Here is a 23,485-nt window from a genome sequence, read left to right on the forward strand (position 1 = left end):
AATTTCTTCTCTTCCTTGGTTGCCTTCTCGAGCGTCTCACGACATTCCTCTGAATGCAGGGATGCAGATGCTACTCTGCCGCTCTGATGACCTATCAAAAAGTCGATTTGCTTGATGTAATCGTGGGTCCTCCTGAGGATCGCGGGGATCACTCTCTTGATACGGGAATCCCGTTCGCGGAGGCGCCGTAGCCTCGCCTCTTCCTCAAGTTTCTCGAGTACTCGCTGCTCCTGAAGTTCTTCCAGCTTAGCCTGCGCGAAGTCCCGCTGTGCCTGCCTTTTGCTGTCCTCTCGAAGCTTCTTGATTTTTTCCAGCCTGAACTGAAATTTCTTCACGGTCTATTATCTCTCTTAGTATGTCTATATCTTTTTCCAGATCACCCCGCTCCGACATTTCCTGTCTGAGGAGTGCATTCAAATCGTCATGCTTCACGATGGCTTCATCTGTCAGCTTATGGGATCCCTTTACATATGCTCCGATCGAAATGAGGTCCTCGGATTCGGCATAGGCGGCTATCAATTCTCTTGCCCGGCCCGCAATACGCCTATGTTCGACGTCTGTTACATCGGGCATTACACGCGAAATCGAATCCAGGATATCTACTGCTGGATAGTGATTTCTGTTCGCGAGCTTCCGCGACAAGGCGACATGACCGTCAAGAATGGATCTCACCGAATCTGACACAGGCTCGTTGAAATCGTCGCCTTCGACGAGCACAGTGTAGAGTCCAGTGACGCTTCCCTTCTCTGTCAATCCCGGACGTTCCAGGAATTTCGGAAGGAATGCGAAAACCGACGGAGTGAATCCTTTAGTTGCAGGCGGTTCACCAACCGCCAGGCCTATCTCTCTTAGAGCAAGCGCGATCCTCGTCACCGAGTCGATCATAAGAATCACATTCTTACCCTGCTCTCTGAAGTGCTCTGCTATTGTTGTCGCAACGAGGGCTCCTTTTACCTTTATCAGCGCTGGTTGATCTGACGTCACACTGACTACTACTGAGCGGCTGAGTCCATCTTCGCCGAGATCCCGTTCCAGAAAGTCTCTGACTTCGCGTCCCCGTTCGCCTATCAGGCCGATGACATTTACATCCGCTCTCGAGTGTCTTGCTATCATGCCCAGCATCACGCTTTTACCGACACCAGATCCGGCGAAGATACCAAGTCTTTGTCCCAGACCGCAGGTAGCGAAAGTATCGATCGCCTTCACACCGGTTAGCATGGGCGCGTTTATTCTTTTGCGCTTGAGAGGATGGGGAGGATCAGCGTATATCTGGCGGCTGATATCCGACTTAATCGCGCCCTTCCCGTCAATAGGCTCTCCGAGCCCTCCCAGTACACGTCCCAGCAAGTCATTGCCGACACCGACACTCAGCGTTTCTCCAGTAGCCTCCACAACTGATCCGGGATTGATACCCCGCATCTCCCCCAGCGGCATAAGCATGACCTGACGGTCCTTGAAGCCTACCACCTCGGCAAGAATCGGACGTCCCCCCTCATTCGGATGTATTCTGCACAGTTCACCGATTGAGGTCGATGGTCCTGTCGAGGAGATTACGAGTCCAATTACCTGAGTGACCTTTCCTTGCTGCCTGAGCGTCGTGCAGTCTCGGAGGGCGTCTTTATACTTGTCAAATGAGGACGTCATCACTCTGACGCTTCGCTGGAGTTAGCTTTTTTGAGAGCGGTTTCTATATTCTGTAGTTCGGTCTCTATTCTGGCATCCACATTCCCCGATTCTGTCTCGACTATGCATCCGCCAGAGCCGACACGTCGATCGGGCACAATATCTATCTTCTCAATTCTGTCGTCGAGATCATAGAGACTGTCAAGACTCTCCCTGACGAGTGATTCCTGTTCGGGAGCCACCTTAAGTGTCAAGACACTTCGATCACGAAGGAGCTCGACCGCTTTCCTGACGGAGTGAATAATGATCTCCTTTGAACCTTCGAGTTCGCTCGAAATGATCTTGCGAGCAATTGCAACTGCAAGATCAACGAGTTCGACTTCAGATTCCCGATATATCGCCAGCCGCTGGCTCTCGACATCGTGAATGAGACGGTTGAATTGCGCAGTTGCAGCATGAGACTCGGATCTTCCTTTGCCGTAGCCCATCTGTTGCCCGTCGGCGTACCCGTCTTTGTAGCACTGCTCTTTCTCAGCTTGAGCGTTTGCAGCCAGCCGATTGTATTCAGCTTCCGTGACATACCTGACTTCGGGTTCCTCTGAGAGCAGCTCGCCTATAGTGAACTTCTCCGAAGAAAGCCTGACATCACGGAGAAGCTTAGACAACGATATCTTCCTTTCCGCCTCTGCCAGAAATGACAATTTGTCCTTCCTCTTCGAGTCTGCGGATGCTTTCTACAATCTTCTGCTGTGCTGCCTCGACATCGGAGAGTCTCATCGGCCCCATGTACTCCATCTCTTCCTTGATCATCACAGAGACGCGTTCCGAGACGTTCGTGTATATCTTACTCTTAACCTCTTCTGATGCAGCCTTCAAAGCGATTGACAAATCCTTAGTCTCGACCTCTTTGAGCAATCGCTGAACAGATCGGTCATCAAGGAGGATTATGTCGTCAAACACAAACATCATATTCTTGATATCGGCGGCAAGTTCAGCGTTTTCGGCTTCAAGGGTCTGGAGTATGTTCTTCTCTGCGGATGTCTCTACAAGATTCAGAATGTCGGCAATTGCTTTTGCTCCCCCAGACACCGAAAGATCGCGTACTGCATTTGTTGCAAAGTGCGCTTCGAGAGTGCTCTCTATCTGCTTCAACACCTCCGGCGATATTTTCTCCATGGTCGCAATTCTAATGGCGACCTCCGACTGCAGCTCAGGAGGCAGTTCCGATAGAATAGCCGCCGCTTGTGGCGGTGTAACCTGCGTTAATATCAACGATATCGTTTGAGGGTGTTCATTCTGAATGAACTGAACCAACTGTTTCGCATCGATATTCTTGAGTAGATTAAAGCCTGAGGTGATTAAAGAGCTTTCCAGCTTGTTCATGAGAGCCATCGCCCTGTTCTTGCCGACCGCCTTCTCCAGCACGTCTCTGGCATAGTCAATGCCACCTTGTGAGATATACTGTCTTGCCATGAAAATGTCATGACACTCCTGAATCACCATATCTTCAATATCGGATGGGACATCTCTCATGTTGGCGATCTCAATAGTGATTTTCTCGAGATCAGTGTCACCCAGGTCCTTGAGCACTTGAGCCGAGACGTCAGTACCGAACGCGATAAGCGCAATAGCAGCCTTCTGCGTATTTGTCAAATCTTCGTATTTTTCAGGCATAGCTCTAATCTGTCATTATCGTACGTATCACTTTTGCGATCTCATCCGGACGATCTTCCGCCGTTTTTTTCATCTGATCCACTAGACGCATTTTTTGTGGCTGCACAGACACCGGCGACTCCTGTTGTGGAGTCATAGGGTTGATTTTCGGCATCGGCGGTACATATTGCACAAATGCCGCGAACAATTTCTTGATTTTCTTCTTTCCATAGAAGAATAGAAATACTGCAGCCAGCAGCATCAGTACTTTCTTTCCCACATCCATGTAGAAACTTCGTGTAGAAATGTCATCAAGCGATTTCTGATCGTCCACAAGTGAGCGGCTGTCAAACTGCATACTCACAACTTCTATCTTATCATTTCTCGTCTCATCGTATCCAACGGCGTTCTTGACGAGCGCCGTGAGCCTGTTCATTTCTTCATCATCTCTGGGTTTGTATTCGACAACTCCTGCACCATCTTCTCCCTGGACTGTCTCATAGTGCCCGTCTACGAGTACAGCAACGGTCAGCTTCTCGATATTGCCGACCGAATTGACAACTCGCTGAACCGTTCGGTTCACTTCGTAATTTGTGATGGAATTCTCAACGGTACTGCTGGTATTTGTGGATGTGGAATCCAGTGTGTTCGACGACGCGTCGCTGTTGCTTTCTTCCGTTCTCTCTTCGCTGCGCACGGCCAGATTGTCAGGATCGTATTGCTCCAATGTTGTTTCTGACTGATTGAAGTTGAGGGACGCTGTCACTCTCACTATAGATTTACCGTTTCCAACAGAATTATCCAGAAGGGTCTGCGCTTTGTTTTCGAGGTATTTTTCGACATTCTTGCGTAGTTCGAGCTGAGTACCGGAGAGCGACGCAAGCTCATCTGTGCCTGTCGTCTGCGTCAGCAGGTTTCCGTTGTAATCGATTATCGATATGTTGTCGGGGCTCATCCCCTCTACTGATGCGGCTATGAGATGCGTGATACCGCGTATCTGTCTCGGAGTGACGGTGCTGCCTGTAGATAGTTTCAGCAGTACCGAGGCAGTTGGAGGCCGCTTGTCTTCCTCAAAAAGATGATCCTCAGGAATTACAACATGCACGCGAGCAGCATCTACATTGCCCAATGCCATGACAGATCTTGCAAGCTCACCCTCAAGCGCACGCCGGAAGTTGATTTTCTGCAGGAATTCGGTCATTCCGAGATTGGTCTGATCAAAAATGGAATATCCCACAGTACCCGACTTGGGAAGCCCGAGAGCGGCCAACCGCATCCGTGCACTGTAAACATCGCCCGACGGAACCTTCACGGTATTACCGCCTTCAGCTATCTCGTGCTTGATACTTAACTCATCCAGACGGTCGATAACTTCAGCCACCGACTCTGAATCGAGGTCGGAGTAGAGAGTTACATACGTGACGCTCTTGAATACCCCGAAGAGAAAGAGCGCGGCTACCATAACGCCTGCAGCTACCGAAACCATCAGGACCATCTGCGACCCTGTCATAGATCGAATGATAGATGAAAAATGATCGTAGTAATGCTTCATGAATTCCATGATATCAATCTACCTAGGCTGGGGTTCGTATAATCTCTTTGTAAGATTCAACCAACTTATTGCGAATTTCCATCAAAAGCTCGAAACCTATGGAGGCTTCCTCAGACGCCAGCATAACCTGATGGACATCTGAGATCTCACCGGTCAGGAACTTATGTTCCACATCTGCTGCCTTGTGCTGTAAATCATTGACATCATTCACGAACGACTTCAGCACGCTCTTGAATGACTCATTCTCAGACGGTTTGACATCATCGGTACGCCTCGGAACAGGTAAACCGCTGATCTGAGATGCTATGTCAAGTTTAACAGGATTCATACTCTAATGTCCAGTAATCTCCCGCGTTGACTGCTGACGCGCGAATCGGAGTCAGCCTTGCGAGTGGTCGTTGTGCTAAATTTGTCAGAAAGAAACTGCTTCTCCGCCTTAGACAGCATGCTGAGGAAATCCGATCCTGTGATCTCCACTGAGGCTTTGCCTCTGCTCGCCCTGCCAACACTCTTTCCGGAATTTCCTTGCTGTTGAGCAGCTACTCTGCCGGGATCAGGGATATTTCTGTATGCCTGAATTAGATTCGGATTTATCTTCATTCAAATCCTCCTATATTCCCATTGCTTCGGAGACCATTTCCTTGGTTGCACTGACTGCCGTTACATTGGCCTCGAATGCCCGTGATGCGACCATCATGTTGACCATCTCCGTTACGAGATTGATATCCGGCATCGCTACGTAGCCATCTCCATCGGCGTCAGGATGAGTCGGATCGTAGACCATATTGATCTCAGGACGACGGTTCGTAATGACTCTGCCCTTCGCTTCTGAGACTTCCACGTTCTGCGTACTGAATCTCCTGACACTGGGTTTGTGCTTGTCATGAGTCTGAGCAAGATTGAGCCTTGCTCTCTTGAATTCTCCGGAGAAGTTCATCGACTGATCATCAGCCTCGATCTGCACGTTCTTGCGGCGGTATGGTCCCCCCTCAGGAGTACGAGTCGTCTCCGCGTTGGCTATATTTTCTGCGGTAGCGTTCAGCTTCAGCCGCTGGACAGCCATGCCGGAACCTGATATCTTGAGTGCAGAGAAGAATTCGCTCATTTTGTATCTCCAGACCTTATTAGAGTGGACGTCCTCTGATGGCCGATTTCAAAGCTTTGAATTTGTTGCCTGCGAGTTTGGCTGCCAGTTCGTAGACAAGCTGATTCTGAGCCAGATCGCCCATTTCGCGATCGATATCGACAGAGTTGACACCATTAGATTCATCAGTCTCCTCAGCAACCTTTACTTTCGGTGGAGATGCCTTCGATGACCTCAGCGGAATGTGCCCCGGGTGAGTCGTGGTGACTTTCATATGCTCCGGTTTGAGCGCCTTGCGAAGCTCAGCATCAAAATCGATAGATTTTGATTTGTAGCCTGGCGTGGTGACATTCGCAACGTTCGATGCTATCAACTTATGTCTTAAGGAAGATAGATCAAGCATGCGCTTGAGCACCGGGATCGAAGTTTTCTGAATAATCGCTTTGTTAATTATGTTGCTCATGCTAATTCTCCGGCAAATACAATTGCAAGTGTGGTGCCAATGTGCAGATACAGCGCAGAGCATTCGTAACGTATGGTACGACAGCACATTACAGCAGGGTGCGCCGCATGGTCGCACAAGCGAATCCAGACTGGAGCGGAATAATTTTCCTACCGGGGGGAAATATATAGAACGAAAAAGGCGGTCAGTGACCGCCTTCAAATCGCCAGTTAACAGCGCTGATTTGTCAGGAATCAGCCTTCTTGTCGGAACCCTCTGGCTCATCGCCAGAAGAAGGTTCCTCACTCTGAACTTCAGACTCCGTCGATGCCGGCTCAGCTTCCACAGTCTCTGCTGTCTCAGCCTTTGCCTTCTTCGCGGAAGGAGCAGCTTTCTTGGTGGCTTTCGCCTTCTTGCTCTTGCCCTTCTTAGCTGTTTCATCATCATCGACGTGAGAGGCGGAAATAAGTTCGATCAAAACCAGTTCCGCGCCATCACCCTGCCGAACTCCGATTCTCATGATCCTGGAGTATCCCGAATTTCTGTCCATCATTTCGGGGGCGATTTCATCGAAGAGCTTCTTGAGGAGTTCTTTGCTCTTGATTGTCTTGGCTGCGAGTCGTCGGGCGCTGACGGTATTCTCTTTGGCCGTGCTGACCAGTTTGTCGATCACCGGCTTGAGAGCCTTCGCCTTTGACTCAGTCGTTTTGATCCTTCTGTGTGTAATCAAAGCTTGAGCCAGATTCGATATCAGGGCTTCTCGATGAGCTTTTGGCCGTTCCAGCTTATGAATCTTCTTCCCATGTCGCATTATCGACTAATCCTTCTTTCTTGATTCGAGATACTTCTCGACATCCATTCCAAACGAAAGCCCGAGCTCATCCAGAATAGCATTAAGTTCATTGAGCGACTTCCGTCCGAAATTCCTGTACTTCAGCATCTCGGATTCAGTCCGGCGCACGAGATCGCCCAGGATCTGGATATTGGCGGCCCTGAGGCAGTTCGACGATCTGACAGAAAGCTCGAGTTCGTCGACACGCGTTTGGAGAAGCTGCCTGATTCGCAGAGTTTCCTCATCCTCTTCTTGTTCTTCTTCGACTTCAATCTCTTCCTCGGTGTGGATGAAGAACTGAAGATGATCTTTGAGCAGTTTTGCAGCATAACCGAGAGCATCCTCAGGTGTAACCACTCCATTGGTGGATACTTCCATCGTAAGGCGATCATAATCCGTTCTCTGCCCTACTCGTGTATTCTCAACAACGTAGTTCACCTTGACGACCGGTGAGAAAAGAGAATCGACAAATATCGTCCCTGTCGGAGCATCGGGGCGTTTATTCTGCTCCGAAAGCACATAACTCCGGCCGGTGTCGATGTCGAGTTCAAGTCTCAGCTTGGTGTCGTCGGTTAACTCAACAAGATGTTGATCTTTGTTTATGATCTCGATTTCAGGAGGACACTGCAGGTCCTTTGCGGAATACTTGCCCTTGCCGTCGCATTCCAGCGTGATCGTCTTCATCTCATCCGAATCCATGCTCACCCAGAGCTTCTTCACATTGAGGACTATGTCAGTAACATCCTCGTAGACTCCGGGGATACTGGAGAATTCATGCTGAATTCCCTCGATTCGCATCGAGACAACAGCCGACCCTTGCAGCGAGGAGAGCAGGATCCGTCTCAGAGCGTTGCCAATGGTGTTTCCAAAGCCGCGCTCCAACGGCTCCATCACGTATCTACCGAAAAACAGCGGGGTATCAACCTCGTCCCTGGCGACCTCTCTCGGCATCTGAAGATTTTTCCATTTCATGAATACAGCCTCCCTATCCTACTTGGAGTAGAGCTCCACAATGAGCTGTTCTGAAACGACGACTGGAATGTCGGCACGTTTCGGGACTTCAAGCAATTCACCCTCGAGTGCGGCCTTGTTGAGACGCAGCCATGGAATATCCACTGAGCGGTCTGAATCTCTCAGAGCAGAATGGATTAGATCGAGATTCTTGCTCTTCTCGCGGACCTTGACAATGTCTCCTGGACGCAATGTGAAGGACGGGATATCGACGATTCGGTCATTAACCGTAAAATGACGGTGACTGACCAACTGCCTTGCCGAGTTTCGCGACGGTGCGAAACCGAGCCGATAGACGAAGTTATCCAAACGTCTCTCGAGAAAAGAAAGCAGGTTTTCACCCGTGATTCCTTTCGCCCGGGCTGCCTTGACATAGTAGTTGTGGAACTGCTTCTCCAGGATGCCATAGATCCTACGGACTTTCTGCTTTTCGCGCAATTGGATTCCATACCCGGAGACTTTTCGTCTCATGTTCTGCCCATGCTGTCCCGGTGGATAGCCCCTGCGCTCATAGGAACATTTCTCAGTACTGCACCGGCTTCCCTTCAGAAAGAGCTTCTCTCCTTCACGCCTGCACAGTTTGCAAACTGCATTTGTATATCTTGCCATTTATGATCTCCTATACGCGCCTGCGCTTGGGTGGACGACAGCCGTTGTGCGGAATCGGAGTAACATCCTTGATGAACGTTATGTCCAGGCCGGAAGCCTGCAGAGAGCGAATAGCGGCCTCTCTGCCCGATCCGGGACCCTTCACCCATACTTCGACTTTCCTTACGCCGAGATCCATGGCTTCCTTCGCAGTCGTATTGGCCGCCAATTGAGCGGCAAATGGTGTGCTCTTCTTGGAGCCCTTGAAACCGGCTTTGCCCGCGGACGACCAAGAAAGAACCTTCCCGGTTGTGTCGGTAATGCAGACAATCGTATTATTGAATGTCGCCTGAATATGAGCCACACCGACTGCCTCGGCGCGCTTTGGTTTCTTCTTCAGACGTTTGCGTTTTGGATCTGCCACTTAATCTCCCGTTATTATAAGCAAAGAATATTCTACTACTTGATTGCGGGGGCTTTCTTCTTTCCACCCACAGTCTTCTTAGGACCCTTACGTGTGCGTGCGTTGGTTTTCGTACGCTGGCCTCTCATCGGAAGACCCCTGCGGTGACGTAAACCTCTGTACGATCCGATATCGATGAGACGCTTGATGTTCATAGCGATCTCACTTCTCAGGGCACCCTCGACCTTGTGTTCGGTCTCTATCACACCGCGCAGCCTGTTGACATCTTCGTCGGTCAGCGAATGTACGCGCAAATCAGGGCTGAGACGGGTCGCCTTCAAAATGCTCTTTGCGGAAGCCGGGCCGATACCGTAAATGTAGGTCAGCGCGACTTCGATCCGTTTCTCTCTCGGCAGATCGACGCCTGCAATGCGAGCCACGATACCTCCTTAACCCTGCCTCTGTTTGTGGCGCGGGTTCTTGCAGATCACCCTAACGACTCCGCGTCTGCGGATGATCTTGCAGTGTTCACAACGTTTCTTCACTGATGAGCGAACTTTCATATTAACCTCTCACCTACTTATAGCGATAAGTGATTCTTCCTCGATTTAGATCGTAAGGTGAAAGCTCTACGGTCACTCTGTCACCTGGAAGGATCTTGATATAGTGCATTCTCATTTTCCCCGATATGTGCGCAAGAACCTTATGGCCGTTTTCGAGTTCAACCTTGAACATCGCATTCGGCAGAGGTTCGATTACCTTGCCTTCAACCTGAATTGTTTCCTGTTTTGCCATGTCTACTCTGTCAGAACCTCCGGTTCGGCCTCTGTTACGGCAATCGTGTGCTCAAAATGAGCCGACAACGAACCGTCTGCAGTGACAATTGTCCATCCATCCGGCTTGGTCTTGACGTTGTAACCTCCTGCATTGACCATCGGCTCAATCGCAAGTACCATTCCGGCTTTGAGCAGGACGCCCGTGCCGGGAGACCCGTAATTGGGAATTTGAGGTTCCTCGTGCATTGCGCGTCCGATCCCGTGTCCAACGAGATCCCTCACAACGCTGAAACCTGCGCCTTCCGCTCTCACCTGCACTGCGTTCGATATGTCTCCAAGCCTGTTACCTGCGCGAGCCTTCGCAATCCCATCTCTCAGCGACTGAGAAGTCACGTCGAGGAGCCTGCGAGACTCTTCGGGAATGTCACCTACAGCAAACGTTCTTGCTGAATCACCATTGAAACCGTCGATTAAGCTGCCAATATCGACCGACACTATCTGTCCCTTTCTGATCACTCGCTTCCGCGATGGAATCCCGTGAACAACTTCGTCATCGATAGACACACAAATCGACTTCGGGTAATCCTGGTAACCGAGAAATGCCGGCACCGCTCCCTTCGAACGGATGAAACCGTCAGCTATCTCGTCAAGTTCCCCTGTAGTGATTCCCGGCCTTATCTGTTCTCCTATCAAGTCTAGCGCTCTGGCGACAATTTGGGCCGCAACGCGCATTTTCTCAATCTCTGCCTCTGTCTTCAGCTCTATCATTCCTAGCCGTTTGCAGAATCCACAAGTGATGCGAGGTCCGCGAATATCTCATCAATCGCGCGTTCGCCGTCAACACTCTTAAGCACACTTTGCTTCTTATAGTAATTCTGCAGCGGTTCAGTCTGCTCCTTGTAAACTTTCAGTCGATTTATCACAACTTCTTTCGAATCATCCTTGCGCTTGGCCAAGTCGACATTGCACTTGTCGCAGATGCCCTCTTTCCTGGGGAGCTTGTTCGGATAGTTGTACGTCGCCTGACAAGACGGACAGAAGTATCTCCCGGAAAGCCGGTTAACAACCTCTCCATCCGACACTGCCAAGTCGAGCACCATGTCGATTTTGGACTTGATGCTTCCGAGCATCCCATCAAGCCCTTCGGCCTGTGGGATTGTCCGGGGAAATCCGTCAAAAAGGAAATTCGATCTATCGCTTTCAAGGCGCTCCTTGATCAATCCCAGAATCAGGTTATCAGGTACGAGATCACCCGCATCCATATAGGTCTTAGCCTTAAGGCCAAGTTCTGTCCCATCCTTAACTGCCTTGCGAAGAATATCACCGGTTGATAGGTGGACCATGTCCTTGGAACTTGCGAGCTTCGCAGCCTGCGTACCTTTTCCAGAGCCCGGAGGACCCAGCATAATGACCAACATTACATCGACCTCCCCCTGATGCGACCCTTCTTCATGAATCCATCATAATGGCGCATAATAAGATGCGATTCCATTTGTTGCAGTGTGTCGAGCGCCACACCGACCACGATGAGGATCCCGGTACCGCCGAAGTAAAATGTCACACCGGCATATTTCATCAGCAAGTTCGGAAGAATAGCTATCATGGCAAAGAATATCGCGCCCGGCAGCGTAATGCGTGTCAGGACTCTATCTATGTAGTCAGCCGTTCTTTTTCCAGGTCTGATGCCAGGAATGAAACCGCCCTGTTTCTTCATATTGTCTGCGAGTTCCACCGGATTAATAACGATCGCGGTGTAGAAGAATGCGAAGAAGACAATCACAACAGCATAGATGATGTTGTATGTGAGCGCCCTCGGATCGAAATACGATACTATCATCGCTACAACTTCATTGCTCGGGAAGAACGTAGCAAGTGTCGACGGAGCGAACATGATCGACTGAGCAAAAATGATCGGGATAACACCGGCGGTGTTTACCGACAGCGGAAGATGTGTCGACTGTCCGCCATACATTTTTCGCCCTACCACGCGCTTCGCATACTGAACCGGGATCCGTCGTTGTGCCCTCGTAACAAGAACGATTGCTGCGATAACTGCGATGAGGAACGCCACGATTATGGCCTCGGTGATGATTCCACGAACGCCGGTTATCATCAACTGAACCTCATCGATTACCGCGGGAATAAATCGTGCGATGATGCCGATGAGAATTATGAGCGAGATTCCATTTCCGATACCGCGCTCGGTTATCTGCTCACCCAGCCACATTATAAAGATCGTGCCTGATGTGAACGTCAGCACTGTCAACCCCAGGAAACCAAACCCCGGATTCGGTACCGCAGTGACTCCCGACGGCAGCGTGATACTCTGCAGATAAATCGCGGTGCCCCATGCCTGCATAGCGGCGATCAGTACAGTTCCGTAACGAGTGTACTGCGTGATTTTTCGCCGTCCCTCTTCACCCTCTTTCTGCAGCTTCTGAAAATACGGTACTACCGGAGTCAGCAGCTGAAGAATAATTGAAGCAGAGATGTATGGCATAATTCCAAGAGCGAAAATAGTCGCCTTCTGGAACGCGCCACCGACGAACAGGTCGAACATTCCAAGTAGGGATGCGGCCTGAGAGTCGAAAAACGACTTTAGAGCATGCGCGTCAATCCCGGGTGTCGGAATATGACCGCCGAGCCGGTAAATCACTAGAATGAACAACGTGAAGAATATGCGATTTCTCAGCTCTTTGATCTTGAATGCATTTTGGAATGACTCGAGCATCTAGATAATCTCCACCTTCCCCCCTGCGGCTTCCAGCTTTGCTCGTGCGGACTTGCTGCAGGCTTGTGCGAGAACTGTACATGCAACCGAAATGTCACCATTACCAAGTATCTTAACCGGCTTGTTCAGAGTACTTATCAGACCCGCAGACTTCATCTGCTCTGGTCCGATCTCGGTCGGCTCAGAAATCTTGCTGGCAAGCTGCCCAACATTGACCACCTGATAGTTCGTATGATCCAAGCTCTTGAATCCACGTTTCGGCAGTCTTCTGTGCAGCGGCATCTGCCCGCCTTCCATCCAATATTTGTTTTTCGCGCCAGACCTGGCTTGCTGACCTTTGTGACCCTTGCCACTGGTCTTGCCTGTGCCGCTGCCGGGACCTCGTCCAATTCTCTTCCGGTTCTTGGTCGAGCCTTTTGGCTTTTCTAAGCTACCGAGATCCATCAACTTATCTCCTCAACCTTCAACAAATGCGTTATCTTGCGAACCATCCCGCGAATCTGCGGTGTGTCGTTGTGAGTTACTGTATGGTGCATCTTTCTCAGGCCGAGCGCGCGCAGCGTCGCTTCCTGATCCCACCTTCTGCCGATGGAACTCCTGACTTGCGTAATCTTAAGCTTCATCAGGCTCACCCTTCTGAACGGCAGGCTGAGCACCACGATAGTCAAGTGCTTGCTGTTTCGTACGGAGAGATTTCAGTCCGTTCATCGTCGCCTTGACCACATTTTGCGGGTTCGGTGAACCAAGGGATTTCGTCAACACATCCTGCACACCGGCTGACTCCAAGATAGCGCGCACCGCGCCTCCGGCGATCACGCCGGTACCGGGAGAGGCTGGGCGCAGCAGAACTCTGGCAGCTCCAAAGCGACCTACAACCTGATGTGGAATGGTGCCTCCAACTATGGAAACCTTGGTCATCGACTTACGTGCCGCTTCGCTGGCCTTTCGGATTGCATCCGAAACCTCAGAAGCCTTGCCGAGGCCAATACCGACAGAGCCGTCTCTGTCACCGACAGATACCAACGCTGTAAACGAGAACCTCCGTCCTCCCTTGACGACCTTGGCGACGCGGTTCACGTTAATAATTTTTTCCTCGAGCTCGAACCCTTCAGACTCGTATCTGGGTTGATTTCGCCACATATTATTTCCTTCTCAAACTATAACTTCAATCCACCCTTGCGGGCTCCGTCGGCGACAGCTTTGATCCTGCCGTGGTAAAGGAACCCATGGCGATCGAATGCTACTGCTTCGATTCCCTTCTCCTTTGCCAGCTCCGCGATCTTGAGACCGACCTTAAAGCTCTTCTTTATCCGCGTGTCTTCAGGCTCGAGAGTCGCAATGACTCCGGGGTCTCTCGTACTGGCCGCTGCCAACGTTACGCCCTGTGTGTCATCAATAATCTGGACGTACATTCCGTTAAGACTCCGATGAACGGCAAGCCTCGGTCGATCTGCTGTGCCAACAATCGGCTTGCGCACGCGCCTTGTTCTGCGCTTGCGCATTTGAGCTCTTTTTAAATGCTGTTTTCTTAGATCTGCCATATCAGGTATCTCTATATGTTAGGCTGCAGTCTTGCCAGCTTTGCGTCGAACCTGCTCGCCTTGGTATCTGATGCCTTTGCCTTTATATGGTTCCGGACGGCGGAAGCTGCGAATCTTTGCAGCAATCTCGCCAACAAGCTGCTTGTCTATTCCTGAAACGTGAATTTTATTAGTCCCTTCAACTTCTATGCTTATGCCGGGAGGTGGAACCAGAACAATGGGATGAGAAAAGCCGAGAGCAAGCTGAATGCTCGATCCCTTCATCTCAGCGCGGTATCCAACACCGATGATCTCCAGCGACTTTTTGAAACCTTCACTTACGCCGACGACCATGTTGCTGATGAGAGCGCGAGTCAATCCGTGCAAGGCCCGGCTCGTTTTGCTGTCATCAGGCCGATAGATGTTAACCGTGGAATCTTCCATGGCTACCCGCATCTTTGGATGATGCTCAAACTCAATAGTCCCCTTCGGACCGGTAACGGTGACTCTATTGTCGACTATCTCGAACTTCACCTTGCCTGGGATACTGATCGGCTGCTTTCCTATACGCGACATCCTATCTCCTTTACCAAACCCTGAGCATGGCTTCGCCGCCGACACCGGCTTTAAGAGCCTCATCATGGGTCATGATGCCTCGGGAAGTTGAGATGATTGTGGTCCCAACCTGATAACCAAGCTTCTTCATGTCGTCAATCGTCACATACTTTCTAAGGCCCGGCTTCGAAACTCTCCGAAGCCCCATGATTACGCTCTCATCGCGCTTCGTATACTTGAGGAACACACGCAGGACGCCCTGCTTGCTGTCCGGCGCTACAGAATATTCCCTGATGAATCCGAGGTCGTGCAGAATTCGAGCGATCTCAATCTTTATTCCGGACGACGGTATGTCGACCACTTTGTGCTGTGCCTTTGCGGCGTTTCTGATACGCGTCAGCATATCGGATATCGGATCAGTCATGCTCATCTAAATAACTCCTACCAGCTTGCCTTCACAACGCCTGGGATTTCTCCCAGTAAAGCCAGTTCACGGAAACATATCCTGCAAATGCCGAATCGGCGCATATATGCTCTTGGCCGTCCACACCTGCGACAACGGTTATACTGGCGTACTTGGAATTTTGGTTTACGCCGCTGCTTCACTATAAGACATCTCTTAGCCACTCTGTCCCTTCTTTCTGAAAGGCATTCCCATCTCTTCAAGCAAATGATACGCTTCCTCGTCCGTCTTTGCTGAAGTTACGATCGTAATGCCTAGTCCCCGAATCTTGTCGATTTTGTCATAATCGATCTCGGGGAAAATAAGCTGCTCTTTGACACCGAGAGTGTAATTCCCTCTTCCGTCAAAACCATCCGGCGATGCTCCTCTGAAGTCCCTGATTCGCGGCATCGCTATGTTGGTCAAGCGATCGTAGAATTCATACATTCTGTCTCTTCTCAGTGTGACACTCGCACCTACCGCCATGCCCTCACGGAGTTTGAAATTTGAGATCGACTTCTTGGCCTTGCGTATCACCGGCTTCTGACCAGTAATTTGCGTAAGCTCTTCTACGGCACTATCGAGAGCTTTCGAGTTTGTCAAGGCCTCTCCCAAGCCCATATTCACAATGATCTTTGTGAATTTCGGTACCTGCATGACATTCTTATAGCCGAGATCCTTCTTGAGCTTAGGGGCCACATCATTGAGATATCTATCTTTAAGGCGCGCCATTAAATCATTTCTCCGCTCTTCACAGAAATTCTGACTTTGGTCCTTGTATTCTTTTCTTTGTCCTCGATCACTCTATATCCAACGCGAGTCGGTCCTTCACCAGAGTAGTACATCACATTCGAGACATGAATCGGTCCCTCTTTTTCGATAATCCCGCCTTTGGGATTCTTCTGGGACGGTCTCGAGTGCTTGTAGATTAAGTTCACACCTTCGACAAGAACCTGATTCTTGTCGGTGTTAACCTTCAGGACCTTTCCCGTCTTTCCGCGGTCCTTTCCGGACAGAACTTTAACCTGGTCACCTTTCTTGATCTTCATATCTTCCTCACAAAACTTCCGGCGCCAGAGAAATGATCTTCATGAACTTCTTCTCTCGCAGCTCTCTCGCGACAGGTCCGAAAATACGCGTTCCGCGCGGCTCATTCTGATCATTTATCACAACAGCAGCATTGTCGGAAAACCTGATGTAACTTCCGTCTTTCCTACGTGTCTTCGCCGTCGTTCTAACGACCACGGCCTTGACGATATCGCTCTTCTTGACAGTGCCGTTGGGTATGGCATCCTTTACCGTGCATACGATGATGTCGCCGACGCGCGCATATCTGCGCTTGGTGCCACCAAGAACCCGAAAACACATCACTTTCTTGGCGCCGGTATTGTCGGCCACCGTAAGTCGGGTGTATTCCTGAATCATCTTACTTAGCCTTCTCCAGAATTTTCACCAAACGCCAGCGCTTCATCTTCGAAAGTGGACGGGTCTCAGCGACCTGTACTTTGTCGCCGATACCACATTCATTGTTCTCGTCGTGAGCGTACAGCTTGGAACGTTTCCTGACCACCCTATCGTAAATTGGATGACACATCGTGCGATTTAGCTCCACAGTGATAGTCTTGTTCATTGCGGACGAAACTACTACGCCTTGTCGCATCTTCCTGGAAGCTCTATCAACCATCACCTACTCCTTGCCACCATTCTCGGTGCTCGCCGATTCAAAAAGCTTAGCAGATGCCGAGAGCTTGTTGATTCCGAGCTTGTGTTCATAAAGAATCGTTTTGAGGCGAGCCCTGTCGCGACGGAGAGTTCTCAGTCTCAGGGGATTATCCAGCTTATGCACCCGTCTTCTAAGAGTGAGATTAAACAATTCCTCGTCAACCTCGTGCAAACGGTGCTCCACCTCTTCTATCGACAGATCTCGAATCTGACCCGGTTTCACCTCATACTCCTTTGAAGTCAGCTCTGCTGACAAACTTACATTTGACCGGAAGCTTGTCGGCAGCGAGCTTCATTGCCGTGCGCGCCAACTCAGGACTGACGCCCTCCAACTCAAACAGAATTCGGCCAGGCAACACTACTGCGACCCAACCCTCGGGAGCGCCTTTGCCCTTGCCCATACGGGTCTCCGCCGGCTTCTTGGTCACGGGCTTATCCGGAAAGATTCGTATCCAGACCTTTCCGCCTCTCTTAATCTTTCTAGTCAGCGCGACACGAGCCGCTTCGATATGCCGATTTGAAACCCAGCATGGTTCGAGAGCCTTCAGGCCGTACTCGCCGAAGACGAGTGTCGACCCTCTATAGGCTTTGCCGGCGCGGTTGCCACGCATCTGTCGGCGATATTTTACCCGTTTGGGCATTAACATAGCGATTCTCCAAAAAAACCAAACAAAAGTCTCGTATTATATTCACTTAACTCCCATAAGTCAACTCTAATCTTAGTTAACTCCGGGAATCACCTTCACCTTTACTACCCCTTGCAGAGCCAGGCCTTCCCTGTTCACTTCTACCCTCGCCCTGTCTCGGATGCGCACCCGGACCGGAGGGTCCATCCTCTCCCGGTGATTTCTTGCGCAGTACCTTTCGTACTCTTCCCTTCTGTGGGCGACGACGCCTCCGCCGATCCCCTTTGCCCGACTCTCTGAGTCTGGCATCGAGTCTGTTTTCGGCCTCCTCACTCATCTTGTCGCGAACTTCCTCACCCCAGGGATCGAGGATCTCTCCTTTACAAATCCAGACCTTGACTCCGATACAGCCGTAAGTAGTGTGAGCTGTCGAAGTGGCATAGTCAATGTTTGCACGCAGAGTGTGGAGAGGTACGCGGCCCTCCATATACTTCTCAGACCGAGCGATTTCAGCACCGCCAAGCCTGCCTCCACAGACAATCTTGATACCATCGGCCCCCATCTTCATGGTGGCGCCAAGTGACTTCTTCATCGCCCTTCGAAACGACACTCGACCTTCGAGCTGACGAGCGATCGAATCGGCAACGAGCTTGGCCGATAGTTCCGGCTTCTTCACTTCGATGATATTCAGAGTAATGTCTTTCTTCGTCAGAAGCTGCAACTCTTCACGGAGTTTATCCACTTCGGCGCCCTTGCGGCCGATAACAATCCCGGGACGAGCCGTGTGAATGTCCACAGTTACCCGTTTGGGTGCGCGCAAGATTTCGACATTAGCAAGTCCTGCATTCTCAAGCCTCTTAGAAATATAGCGCTTGATCTTGATATCCTCGTTGAGCAAGTCTGCGAACTGTCTCTGCGCAAACCACTTCGAGTTCCAGGTCCTGATAATTCCCAGTCGCAGCCCAATCGGATTAGCTTTCTGTCCCAATATATCCTCCTTAGAAGATCACTCTTCTGATGGCTTTTCCTTCTTGGTTTTGGATTTTCCTCTGCGCTGCTTGGCAGCCTTTGTAGCCTCGCGGGTTTCCGCTCGGCCCTCGTCGGAAACCTTCACACTCACATGACAGGATCTCTTCCTGATCCTGAACACCCGCCCCATACTTTGAAATCTGATTCTGGGAAGAATGGGACCCCGGTTGACTATGAGTTCGACAATTCGCATGTCCTCAGCCTTCACCTTGGCCGAGCCCTTCTCAGCAATGGCATTCGAAGCTGCCGACTTGACCGTTTTGTAGAGGGGAAGTGCGGCGCGTTTGGGGATGAACTTCAGCATATCGAGAGCCTCAGGCACCATCTTGCCTTTGACCAAATTAGCGACCCGTCTCATCTTACGCGCGGACATGCGCAAATACTTAGTTTTGGCTGTAGCTTCTATCATGATTCGTTACCTACTTCAAGCCTTTCAAAGCACTGGTGCGCTCCGCCAGCTTGCCAGCATGCCCTCTAAAAGTACGCGTCGGGGCAAATTCTCCGAGCTTGTGTCCGACCATGTTCTCAGTGATGTATACCGGAATGAACTTATTGCCCGTATGGATGGCGATAGTGTGCCCGACAAACTCAGGCGAAATCGTCGACCGTCTCGCCCATGTCTTGATGACACGCTTCTCACCGGTCGCGTTCAGGGCATCAATTCTCTTCACCAAACTATCATCGAGGTATGGTCCTTTTTTCAACGACCTTGCCATCCAGTCTCCTCCTTAATATAATCACTTCCGACGCTTGACGATCAGCTTGTCGGATGCTTTTCTCCGCCTCGTCTTGTAACCCTTGGTCGGCTTTCCCCACGGTGTGCATGGATGCCTTCCACCCGACGATCGCCCTTCTCCGCCCCCCATTGGATGATCTACCGGGTTCATTGCGACACCTCTCACACTCGGGCGACGTCCCGCCCAGCGGGACCTGCCAGCCTTGCCCCATACAATACTCTCATGATCTACATTGCCGACCTGGCCGATAGTTGCGAAACAGTCTAACCTGACGAGTCGCACCTCTCCGGACGGAAGCTTAATGTGAGCATGATTGCCTTCTTTGGCCGCCAGTTGCACAAGGCACCCGGCAGAACGAGCAATCTTGCCACCGCGCCCCGGGAATAGCTCGACGTTGTGTACGGTGGTTCCAAGCGGCATCCTGCTGAGCCTGGTGGCGTTGCCGGTTTTGATCTCGACGTTCTCGCCGGAAGAAATCTCATCATCGACGTTCAGTCCGAGCGGGGCGAGAATGTATCGCTTCTCACCGTCTGCATAATGCAGCAGAGCAATTCTGCACGTGCGATTAGGATCGTACTCGATAGCCGCCACTCGAGCGGGAATATCGTACTTGTCACGCTTGAAATCTATGATTCTGTAGAAACGCTTATGACCGCCGCCGCGCTGAAAGGCTGTCACCCGGCCCTTATTGTTCCTTCCGCCACTCTTCTTCAAGATCTGGACAAGTGAACGCTCCGGCGTATCCTTGGTGATCTCCTCAAATGTGGAAACAGTGCGATACCTGTTTGAGGGAGTTGTCGGTTTGAACTTTTTAATGCCCATCACAATACCTTCGATTTACAAATGTCTATAGATGATTCGCAGGCAATTTCGATTGACCGCTGTCCTTATTCCGTTATCTCTGATCTTCCGTAAGCTTCTTCTCTCTTGGGCCGGTTTTGCAGGGAAGGCGTCCCTATACTATGCCGGACCAGTGGCAATCAGATATTCTCTAGCTGGGAAATCGCTTCACCTTTGGCTAAGGTGACAATCGCCTTCTTCCAGTTTGGCTTCTTTCCGACGAATCTACCGAGGCGTTTCATTTTGCCGCGGACGTTCATCGTCGTAACATCCTTTACTTTAACATTAAATAACTCTTCAATTGCGCGCCGAACGGCTATCTTGTTTGCACCTGACTCGACTTCGAATACGTAACAATTCTGCTGGTCACGCATTATGTGCGACTTCTCCGTCGCAATGTGAGACTTGACTATTGAATGCGCCGATCTCATTTGGCAAATACCTCCTTGATCGACTGCATCCCGCCTTCGGTCACAAGCACATACTCCGCCCAGGCCAGATCGTATGCATTCACGAGACAAGCTCGCTTGTACTCAACCTTAGGAATGTTCCTGCAGGACGTCGGCACCAGGCTATCCTTGTTTTCATCCAAAATCAGGATGCGCTTGCCGGTCACTTCAATAGCCTGCAAGAACTCAAACACAGTCTTTGTGTTCGGCTTGTCGAGTTCAGGCAACTGCACAATTAGAAGCCTTTCTTCCGATACTCTCTCCGAGAACATCGAAAGAAGTGCGTTTCTCTTGATTCTCTTTGGCACATTCGAATAGTAACTCCTCGGCTTCGGGCCAAAGACAGTTCCGCCGCCTTCCCAAACCGGGGATCTGTTCGAACCAGACCGTGCCCGTCCAGTGCCTTTTTGACGCCACGGTTTCGCACCGCCGCCCCGGACCTCAGCACGCGTCTTGGTCGAATGCGTTCCTTGACGCTGATTCGACAGGTACGTCTTCACATATTGGTGTACCTGATATTTCTTCGGATCAAAATCGAACAATCCGGAATCGAGTTCCATCTCACCGGTAGAACCGCCACTGCTGTTATAGACTTTCGCCTTTACCATTTCCATTACCTGCTTTTCCTGATTTGTACCAGCGATCGATTCTTACCCGGCACCGCACCTCTTACGCAGATCAAATTATTGTCCAGATCGATCTTGGCAACCACGAGATTCTTTAAGGTCACCCTGTCACGTCCCGTCTTTCCGGACATGCGCGTTCCTTTGAATACGCGTGACGGATATGAACTCTGACCTATTGAACCAGGCGCGCGCAAGCGATCAGACTGACCGTGAGTCTTCGGACCACCTCTGAAACCGTATCGTCTGACCGTGCCCATAAACCCGAGCCCCTTCGACGTACCAGTCACGTCAACTCGTTCTCCGACCTGGAACTGATCAACTCGGAACTCAGTGCCGAGTTCGATTCCTTCCAGATCATCTACACGCACTTCCCTCAGGAACCTCTTAGGCCCCGTCTTGGAGTGCGCGAAATGACCTTTCATAGGCCTATTGACAAGAGACTCGCGAATATCCTCGAAACCGAGCTGAACAGCCTTGTATCCCTCGTTCTCATCGGTCTTGATCTGTACTACTGCACAGGGCCCCGCCTCGATTACGGTCACCGGCACAGCGGTTCCATCTTCAAGGAATATCTGAGTCATTCCGATTTTTCTTCCATAGAGCATATTCATCGGAATTAAACCTTTATTTCCACATCAACACCGGCCGGGAGGTCAAGCTTCATCAGAGCATCGACCGTCTGCGGTGTAGATTCATAAATGTCAATGAGACGCTTGTGAATTCGCGTTTCAAACTGTTCGCGGGACTTCTTGTCTACATGCGGAGAGCGCAGCACAGTGTAAACGGACCTTCTGGTCGGCAGAGGTATCGGCCCCACCAATCGTGCTCCTGTGCGGAGAACCGTACGAGCGATCTCTCGCGTGGATTTGTCCAGCGAGTGATGGTCATATGCTTTCAACCGAATCCTTATCTTCTGCATCTTCTGCTCAACTGCCATAACTTACTCCAGAATCTCCGTTACGACACCGGCTCCGACGGTACGACCGCCTTCGCGGATAGCGAAACGAAGCTCTTTCTCCATCGCTACTGCTGTGTGAAGCTCCACTTCCATCGTGATATTGTCACCAGGCATTACCATCTCTACGCCGTCAGGTAACTTGATCGAACCTGTTACATCTGTCGTACGAAGATAAAACTGTGGGCGGTAACCGTTGAAAAACGGCGTGTGACGGCCACCCTCCTCCTTCTTCAGCACGTAAACCTCTCCGTTGAACTTCTTGTGAGGTGTGATGCTGCCGACTTTCGCCACTACCTGACCACGCTCGATCTCGTCCTTGTCAACTCCACGAAGAAGTAATCCAACGTTGTCGCCAGCTTCTCCCGAATCAAGTATCTTACGGAACATCTCTATACCGGTCACTACCGTCTTGCGTGTGTCACGGAATCCGACTAACTCTACTTCCGTACCTGTGTTGATCGTCCCGCGCTCTATACGACCCGTCGCTACCGTACCACGGCCCGTTATCGAAAATACGTCCTCAACCGGCATCAAGAATGGCTTGTCCTTGTCCCGCTGGGGCTCCGGTATATAAGTGTCGCATGCCTCCATAAGCTCGTATACGCTCTTGAATGCAGGATCGTCCTTCACATCAGGATTCGACGCCTGTGTCATTGCCTCCAAAGCACTGCCACGGATCACAGGAATGTCATCACCAGGAAATTCATACGCCGACAATAAGTCCCGTACCTCAAGCTCCACTAAATCCAAAAGCTCCGGATCATCTACCTGATCTACCTTGTTCATGTATACGATGATGAATGGCACCCCTACCTGACGAGCCAAAAGAATGTGCTCACGCGTCTGTGGCATCGGACCGTCAGCAGCAGATACTACAAGTATCGCTCCATCCATCTGTGCTGCTCCCGTGATCATGTTCTTGATGTAATCAGCATGTCCCGGACAGTCTACATGCGCATAATGACGATTCTTCGTCTCGTACTCAACATGCGCCGTCGCAATCGTGATTCCACGCTCACGCTCCTCCGGTGCATTGTCAATCGAATCAAATGATCGGATCGCACTCAATCCAGAACGCGATAAAATCATCGTGATCGCTGCCGTCAACGTCGTCTTGCCGTGATCTACATGACCTATCGTCCCGACGTTGACATGCGGCTTCGTCCTCTTAAATTTTTCCTTAGCCATCTATGGCCATCCCTCCCGAAAATTGGATAACTTGCCTAATAAATACGAAAAAATTCACTTGTCAAGCTCTTAGACTCGATAATCCGTTTTTTTTCACC

Annotated in this window: 41 protein-coding genes; all 41 read right to left on the reverse strand. The window is 50.7% G+C overall.

Translation table 11 applies throughout. The features are described 5' to 3' along the window. On the reverse strand, positions 1-335 hold a 335-nt coding region (locus KKH67_02425), incomplete at its 3' end, for a flagellar FliJ family protein (protein ID MBU1318031.1). Then, the gene (locus KKH67_02430) at positions 247-1,644 is read right to left on the reverse strand and encodes a FliI/YscN family ATPase (GenBank protein ID MBU1318032.1); all 1,398 of its coding nucleotides are present in this window, start codon (positions 1,642-1,644) and stop codon (positions 247-249) included. The genes KKH67_02425 and KKH67_02430, both read right to left, overlap by 89 nt. Continuing rightward, complete coding sequence (locus tag KKH67_02435; protein MBU1318033.1) at positions 1,644-2,288, reverse strand: hypothetical protein; 645 nt, start codon at positions 2,286-2,288, stop codon at positions 1,644-1,646. Before KKH67_02435 ends, KKH67_02430 begins: the two co-directional genes overlap by 1 nt. Continuing rightward, positions 2,281-3,297, reverse strand: coding sequence for a flagellar motor switch protein FliG (gene fliG / locus KKH67_02440; protein MBU1318034.1), 1,017 nt, complete (start codon positions 3,295-3,297; stop codon positions 2,281-2,283). Before fliG ends, KKH67_02435 begins: the two co-directional genes overlap by 8 nt. A 4-nt stretch (positions 3,298-3,301) precedes the next feature. Continuing rightward, positions 3,302-4,837, reverse strand: coding sequence for a flagellar M-ring protein FliF (gene fliF, locus KKH67_02445; protein ID MBU1318035.1), 1,536 nt, complete (start codon positions 4,835-4,837; stop codon positions 3,302-3,304). A gap of 13 nt (positions 4,838-4,850) precedes the next feature. Continuing rightward, entirely contained in the window at positions 4,851-5,156 is a 306-nt protein-coding gene (fliE, locus tag KKH67_02450; GenBank protein MBU1318036.1) for a flagellar hook-basal body complex protein FliE, read from the reverse strand. After that, on the reverse strand, positions 5,153-5,428 hold the full coding sequence (locus tag KKH67_02455; protein ID MBU1318037.1) for a hypothetical protein: 276 nt from the start codon (positions 5,426-5,428) through the stop codon (positions 5,153-5,155). The genes fliE and KKH67_02455 overlap by 4 nt, the downstream gene beginning before the upstream one ends. Before the next feature lie 10 nt (positions 5,429-5,438). Beyond that, the gene (flgC, locus tag KKH67_02460) at positions 5,439-5,933 is read right to left on the reverse strand and encodes a flagellar basal body rod protein FlgC (GenBank protein MBU1318038.1); all 495 of its coding nucleotides are present in this window, start codon (positions 5,931-5,933) and stop codon (positions 5,439-5,441) included. 19 nt (positions 5,934-5,952) lie between these two features. Further along, the gene (gene flgB / locus KKH67_02465) at positions 5,953-6,375 is read right to left on the reverse strand and encodes a flagellar basal body rod protein FlgB (protein ID MBU1318039.1); all 423 of its coding nucleotides are present in this window, start codon (positions 6,373-6,375) and stop codon (positions 5,953-5,955) included. A 226-nt stretch (positions 6,376-6,601) separates the two neighbouring features. Next, on the reverse strand, positions 6,602-7,165 hold the full coding sequence (rplQ, locus tag KKH67_02470; protein ID MBU1318040.1) for a 50S ribosomal protein L17: 564 nt from the start codon (positions 7,163-7,165) through the stop codon (positions 6,602-6,604). Between the two features lie 6 nt (positions 7,166-7,171). Continuing rightward, a complete protein-coding gene (locus KKH67_02475; protein ID MBU1318041.1) occupies positions 7,172-8,158 on the reverse strand; it encodes a DNA-directed RNA polymerase subunit alpha in 987 nt (328 codons plus the stop codon). A gap of 18 nt (positions 8,159-8,176) precedes the next feature. Next, a complete protein-coding gene (gene rpsD / locus KKH67_02480) occupies positions 8,177-8,806 on the reverse strand; it encodes a 30S ribosomal protein S4 (GenBank protein ID MBU1318042.1) in 630 nt (209 codons plus the stop codon). Between the two features lie 10 nt (positions 8,807-8,816). Then, positions 8,817-9,209, reverse strand: a complete 393-nt coding sequence (gene rpsK, locus KKH67_02485; protein MBU1318043.1) for a 30S ribosomal protein S11 — start codon at positions 9,207-9,209, stop codon at positions 8,817-8,819. A 35-nt stretch (positions 9,210-9,244) separates the two neighbouring features. Beyond that, a complete protein-coding gene (gene rpsM, locus KKH67_02490; GenBank protein ID MBU1318044.1) occupies positions 9,245-9,628 on the reverse strand; it encodes a 30S ribosomal protein S13 in 384 nt (127 codons plus the stop codon). A 9-nt stretch (positions 9,629-9,637) separates the two neighbouring features. Next, positions 9,638-9,751 carry a 50S ribosomal protein L36 gene (rpmJ, locus tag KKH67_02495; GenBank protein MBU1318045.1) on the reverse strand — a complete coding sequence of 38 codons (114 nt, stop codon included), beginning with the start codon at positions 9,749-9,751 and terminating at the stop codon, positions 9,638-9,640. A 13-nt stretch (positions 9,752-9,764) separates the two neighbouring features. Continuing rightward, positions 9,765-9,983 (reverse strand): translation initiation factor IF-1, encoded by a 219-nt coding sequence (infA, locus tag KKH67_02500; protein MBU1318046.1) that lies wholly within the window; start codon positions 9,981-9,983, stop codon positions 9,765-9,767. Between the two features lie 2 nt (positions 9,984-9,985). Beyond that, entirely contained in the window at positions 9,986-10,732 is a 747-nt protein-coding gene (map, locus tag KKH67_02505) for a type I methionyl aminopeptidase (GenBank protein ID MBU1318047.1), read from the reverse strand. A gap of 2 nt (positions 10,733-10,734) precedes the next feature. Then, on the reverse strand, positions 10,735-11,382 hold the full coding sequence (locus KKH67_02510; protein MBU1318048.1) for an adenylate kinase: 648 nt from the start codon (positions 11,380-11,382) through the stop codon (positions 10,735-10,737). Continuing rightward, complete coding sequence (gene secY / locus KKH67_02515; protein MBU1318049.1) at positions 11,382-12,695, reverse strand: preprotein translocase subunit SecY; 1,314 nt, start codon at positions 12,693-12,695, stop codon at positions 11,382-11,384. Before secY ends, KKH67_02510 begins: the two co-directional genes overlap by 1 nt. Continuing rightward, on the reverse strand, positions 12,696-13,139 hold the full coding sequence (gene rplO, locus KKH67_02520) for a 50S ribosomal protein L15 (GenBank protein ID MBU1318050.1): 444 nt from the start codon (positions 13,137-13,139) through the stop codon (positions 12,696-12,698). Further along, the gene (gene rpmD, locus KKH67_02525; protein MBU1318051.1) at positions 13,139-13,318 is read right to left on the reverse strand and encodes a 50S ribosomal protein L30; all 180 of its coding nucleotides are present in this window, start codon (positions 13,316-13,318) and stop codon (positions 13,139-13,141) included. Before rpmD ends, rplO begins: the two co-directional genes overlap by 1 nt. Then, on the reverse strand, positions 13,308-13,835 hold the full coding sequence (gene rpsE, locus KKH67_02530; GenBank protein MBU1318052.1) for a 30S ribosomal protein S5: 528 nt from the start codon (positions 13,833-13,835) through the stop codon (positions 13,308-13,310). The genes rpmD and rpsE overlap by 11 nt, the downstream gene beginning before the upstream one ends. 17 nt (positions 13,836-13,852) lie before the next feature. Further along, the gene (rplR, locus tag KKH67_02535) at positions 13,853-14,197 is read right to left on the reverse strand and encodes a 50S ribosomal protein L18 (GenBank protein MBU1318053.1); all 345 of its coding nucleotides are present in this window, start codon (positions 14,195-14,197) and stop codon (positions 13,853-13,855) included. Positions 14,198-14,254: 57 nt separating this feature from the next. Next, entirely contained in the window at positions 14,255-14,791 is a 537-nt protein-coding gene (rplF, locus tag KKH67_02540) for a 50S ribosomal protein L6 (GenBank protein ID MBU1318054.1), read from the reverse strand. 10 nt (positions 14,792-14,801) lie between these two features. Then, positions 14,802-15,200 (reverse strand): 30S ribosomal protein S8, encoded by a 399-nt coding sequence (gene rpsH, locus KKH67_02545; GenBank protein MBU1318055.1) that lies wholly within the window; start codon positions 15,198-15,200, stop codon positions 14,802-14,804. Between the two features lie 11 nt (positions 15,201-15,211). After that, a complete protein-coding gene (locus tag KKH67_02550) occupies positions 15,212-15,397 on the reverse strand; it encodes a type Z 30S ribosomal protein S14 (protein ID MBU1318056.1) in 186 nt (61 codons plus the stop codon). Continuing rightward, positions 15,390-15,944 carry a 50S ribosomal protein L5 gene (gene rplE, locus KKH67_02555; protein MBU1318057.1) on the reverse strand — a complete coding sequence of 185 codons (555 nt, stop codon included), beginning with the start codon at positions 15,942-15,944 and terminating at the stop codon, positions 15,390-15,392. The genes KKH67_02550 and rplE overlap by 8 nt, the downstream gene beginning before the upstream one ends. Continuing rightward, positions 15,944-16,261, reverse strand: coding sequence for a 50S ribosomal protein L24 (rplX, locus tag KKH67_02560; GenBank protein MBU1318058.1), 318 nt, complete (start codon positions 16,259-16,261; stop codon positions 15,944-15,946). The genes rplE and rplX overlap by 1 nt, the downstream gene beginning before the upstream one ends. Before the next feature lie 7 nt (positions 16,262-16,268). Continuing rightward, positions 16,269-16,637: a 50S ribosomal protein L14 gene (rplN, locus tag KKH67_02565; GenBank protein MBU1318059.1), complete on the reverse strand. Its 369-nt coding sequence runs from the start codon at positions 16,635-16,637 to the stop codon at positions 16,269-16,271. A gap of 1 nt (position 16,638) precedes the next feature. Continuing rightward, positions 16,639-16,896, reverse strand: a complete 258-nt coding sequence (gene rpsQ, locus KKH67_02570) for a 30S ribosomal protein S17 (GenBank protein MBU1318060.1) — start codon at positions 16,894-16,896, stop codon at positions 16,639-16,641. A gap of 3 nt (positions 16,897-16,899) precedes the next feature. Next, positions 16,900-17,157, reverse strand: a complete 258-nt coding sequence (gene rpmC / locus KKH67_02575) for a 50S ribosomal protein L29 (GenBank protein MBU1318061.1) — start codon at positions 17,155-17,157, stop codon at positions 16,900-16,902. Between the two features lies 1 nt (position 17,158). Then, positions 17,159-17,581 (reverse strand): 50S ribosomal protein L16, encoded by a 423-nt coding sequence (gene rplP / locus KKH67_02580; protein ID MBU1318062.1) that lies wholly within the window; start codon positions 17,579-17,581, stop codon positions 17,159-17,161. Positions 17,582-17,657: 76 nt separating this feature from the next. Beyond that, on the reverse strand, positions 17,658-18,548 hold the full coding sequence (gene rpsC / locus KKH67_02585) for a 30S ribosomal protein S3 (GenBank protein MBU1318063.1): 891 nt from the start codon (positions 18,546-18,548) through the stop codon (positions 17,658-17,660). Between the two features lie 18 nt (positions 18,549-18,566). After that, positions 18,567-18,995 (reverse strand): 50S ribosomal protein L22, encoded by a 429-nt coding sequence (gene rplV, locus KKH67_02590; GenBank protein MBU1318064.1) that lies wholly within the window; start codon positions 18,993-18,995, stop codon positions 18,567-18,569. Between the two features lie 13 nt (positions 18,996-19,008). Beyond that, entirely contained in the window at positions 19,009-19,305 is a 297-nt protein-coding gene (rpsS, locus tag KKH67_02595; protein ID MBU1318065.1) for a 30S ribosomal protein S19, read from the reverse strand. Positions 19,306-19,326: 21 nt separating this feature from the next. After that, positions 19,327-20,148 carry a 50S ribosomal protein L2 gene (rplB, locus tag KKH67_02600; protein MBU1318066.1) on the reverse strand — a complete coding sequence of 274 codons (822 nt, stop codon included), beginning with the start codon at positions 20,146-20,148 and terminating at the stop codon, positions 19,327-19,329. A 158-nt stretch (positions 20,149-20,306) separates the two neighbouring features. Then, on the reverse strand, positions 20,307-20,597 hold the full coding sequence (locus KKH67_02605; protein MBU1318067.1) for a 50S ribosomal protein L23: 291 nt from the start codon (positions 20,595-20,597) through the stop codon (positions 20,307-20,309). Next, entirely contained in the window at positions 20,594-21,229 is a 636-nt protein-coding gene (rplD, locus tag KKH67_02610; protein MBU1318068.1) for a 50S ribosomal protein L4, read from the reverse strand. The genes KKH67_02605 and rplD overlap by 4 nt, the downstream gene beginning before the upstream one ends. Further along, on the reverse strand, positions 21,229-21,852 hold the full coding sequence (gene rplC / locus KKH67_02615; GenBank protein ID MBU1318069.1) for a 50S ribosomal protein L3: 624 nt from the start codon (positions 21,850-21,852) through the stop codon (positions 21,229-21,231). Before rplC ends, rplD begins: the two co-directional genes overlap by 1 nt. A 5-nt stretch (positions 21,853-21,857) precedes the next feature. Next, positions 21,858-22,178 carry a 30S ribosomal protein S10 gene (rpsJ, locus tag KKH67_02620; GenBank protein ID MBU1318070.1) on the reverse strand — a complete coding sequence of 107 codons (321 nt, stop codon included), beginning with the start codon at positions 22,176-22,178 and terminating at the stop codon, positions 21,858-21,860. 3 nt (positions 22,179-22,181) lie between these two features. Beyond that, positions 22,182-23,387, reverse strand: coding sequence for an elongation factor Tu (tuf, locus tag KKH67_02625; GenBank protein MBU1318071.1), 1,206 nt, complete (start codon positions 23,385-23,387; stop codon positions 22,182-22,184). Positions 23,388-23,485: the final 98 nt, after the last annotated feature.

This window comes from Candidatus Zixiibacteriota bacterium (assembly GCA_018820315.1).
Taxonomy (GTDB): Bacteria; Zixibacteria; MSB-5A5; order JAABVY01; family JAHJOQ01; genus JAHJOQ01.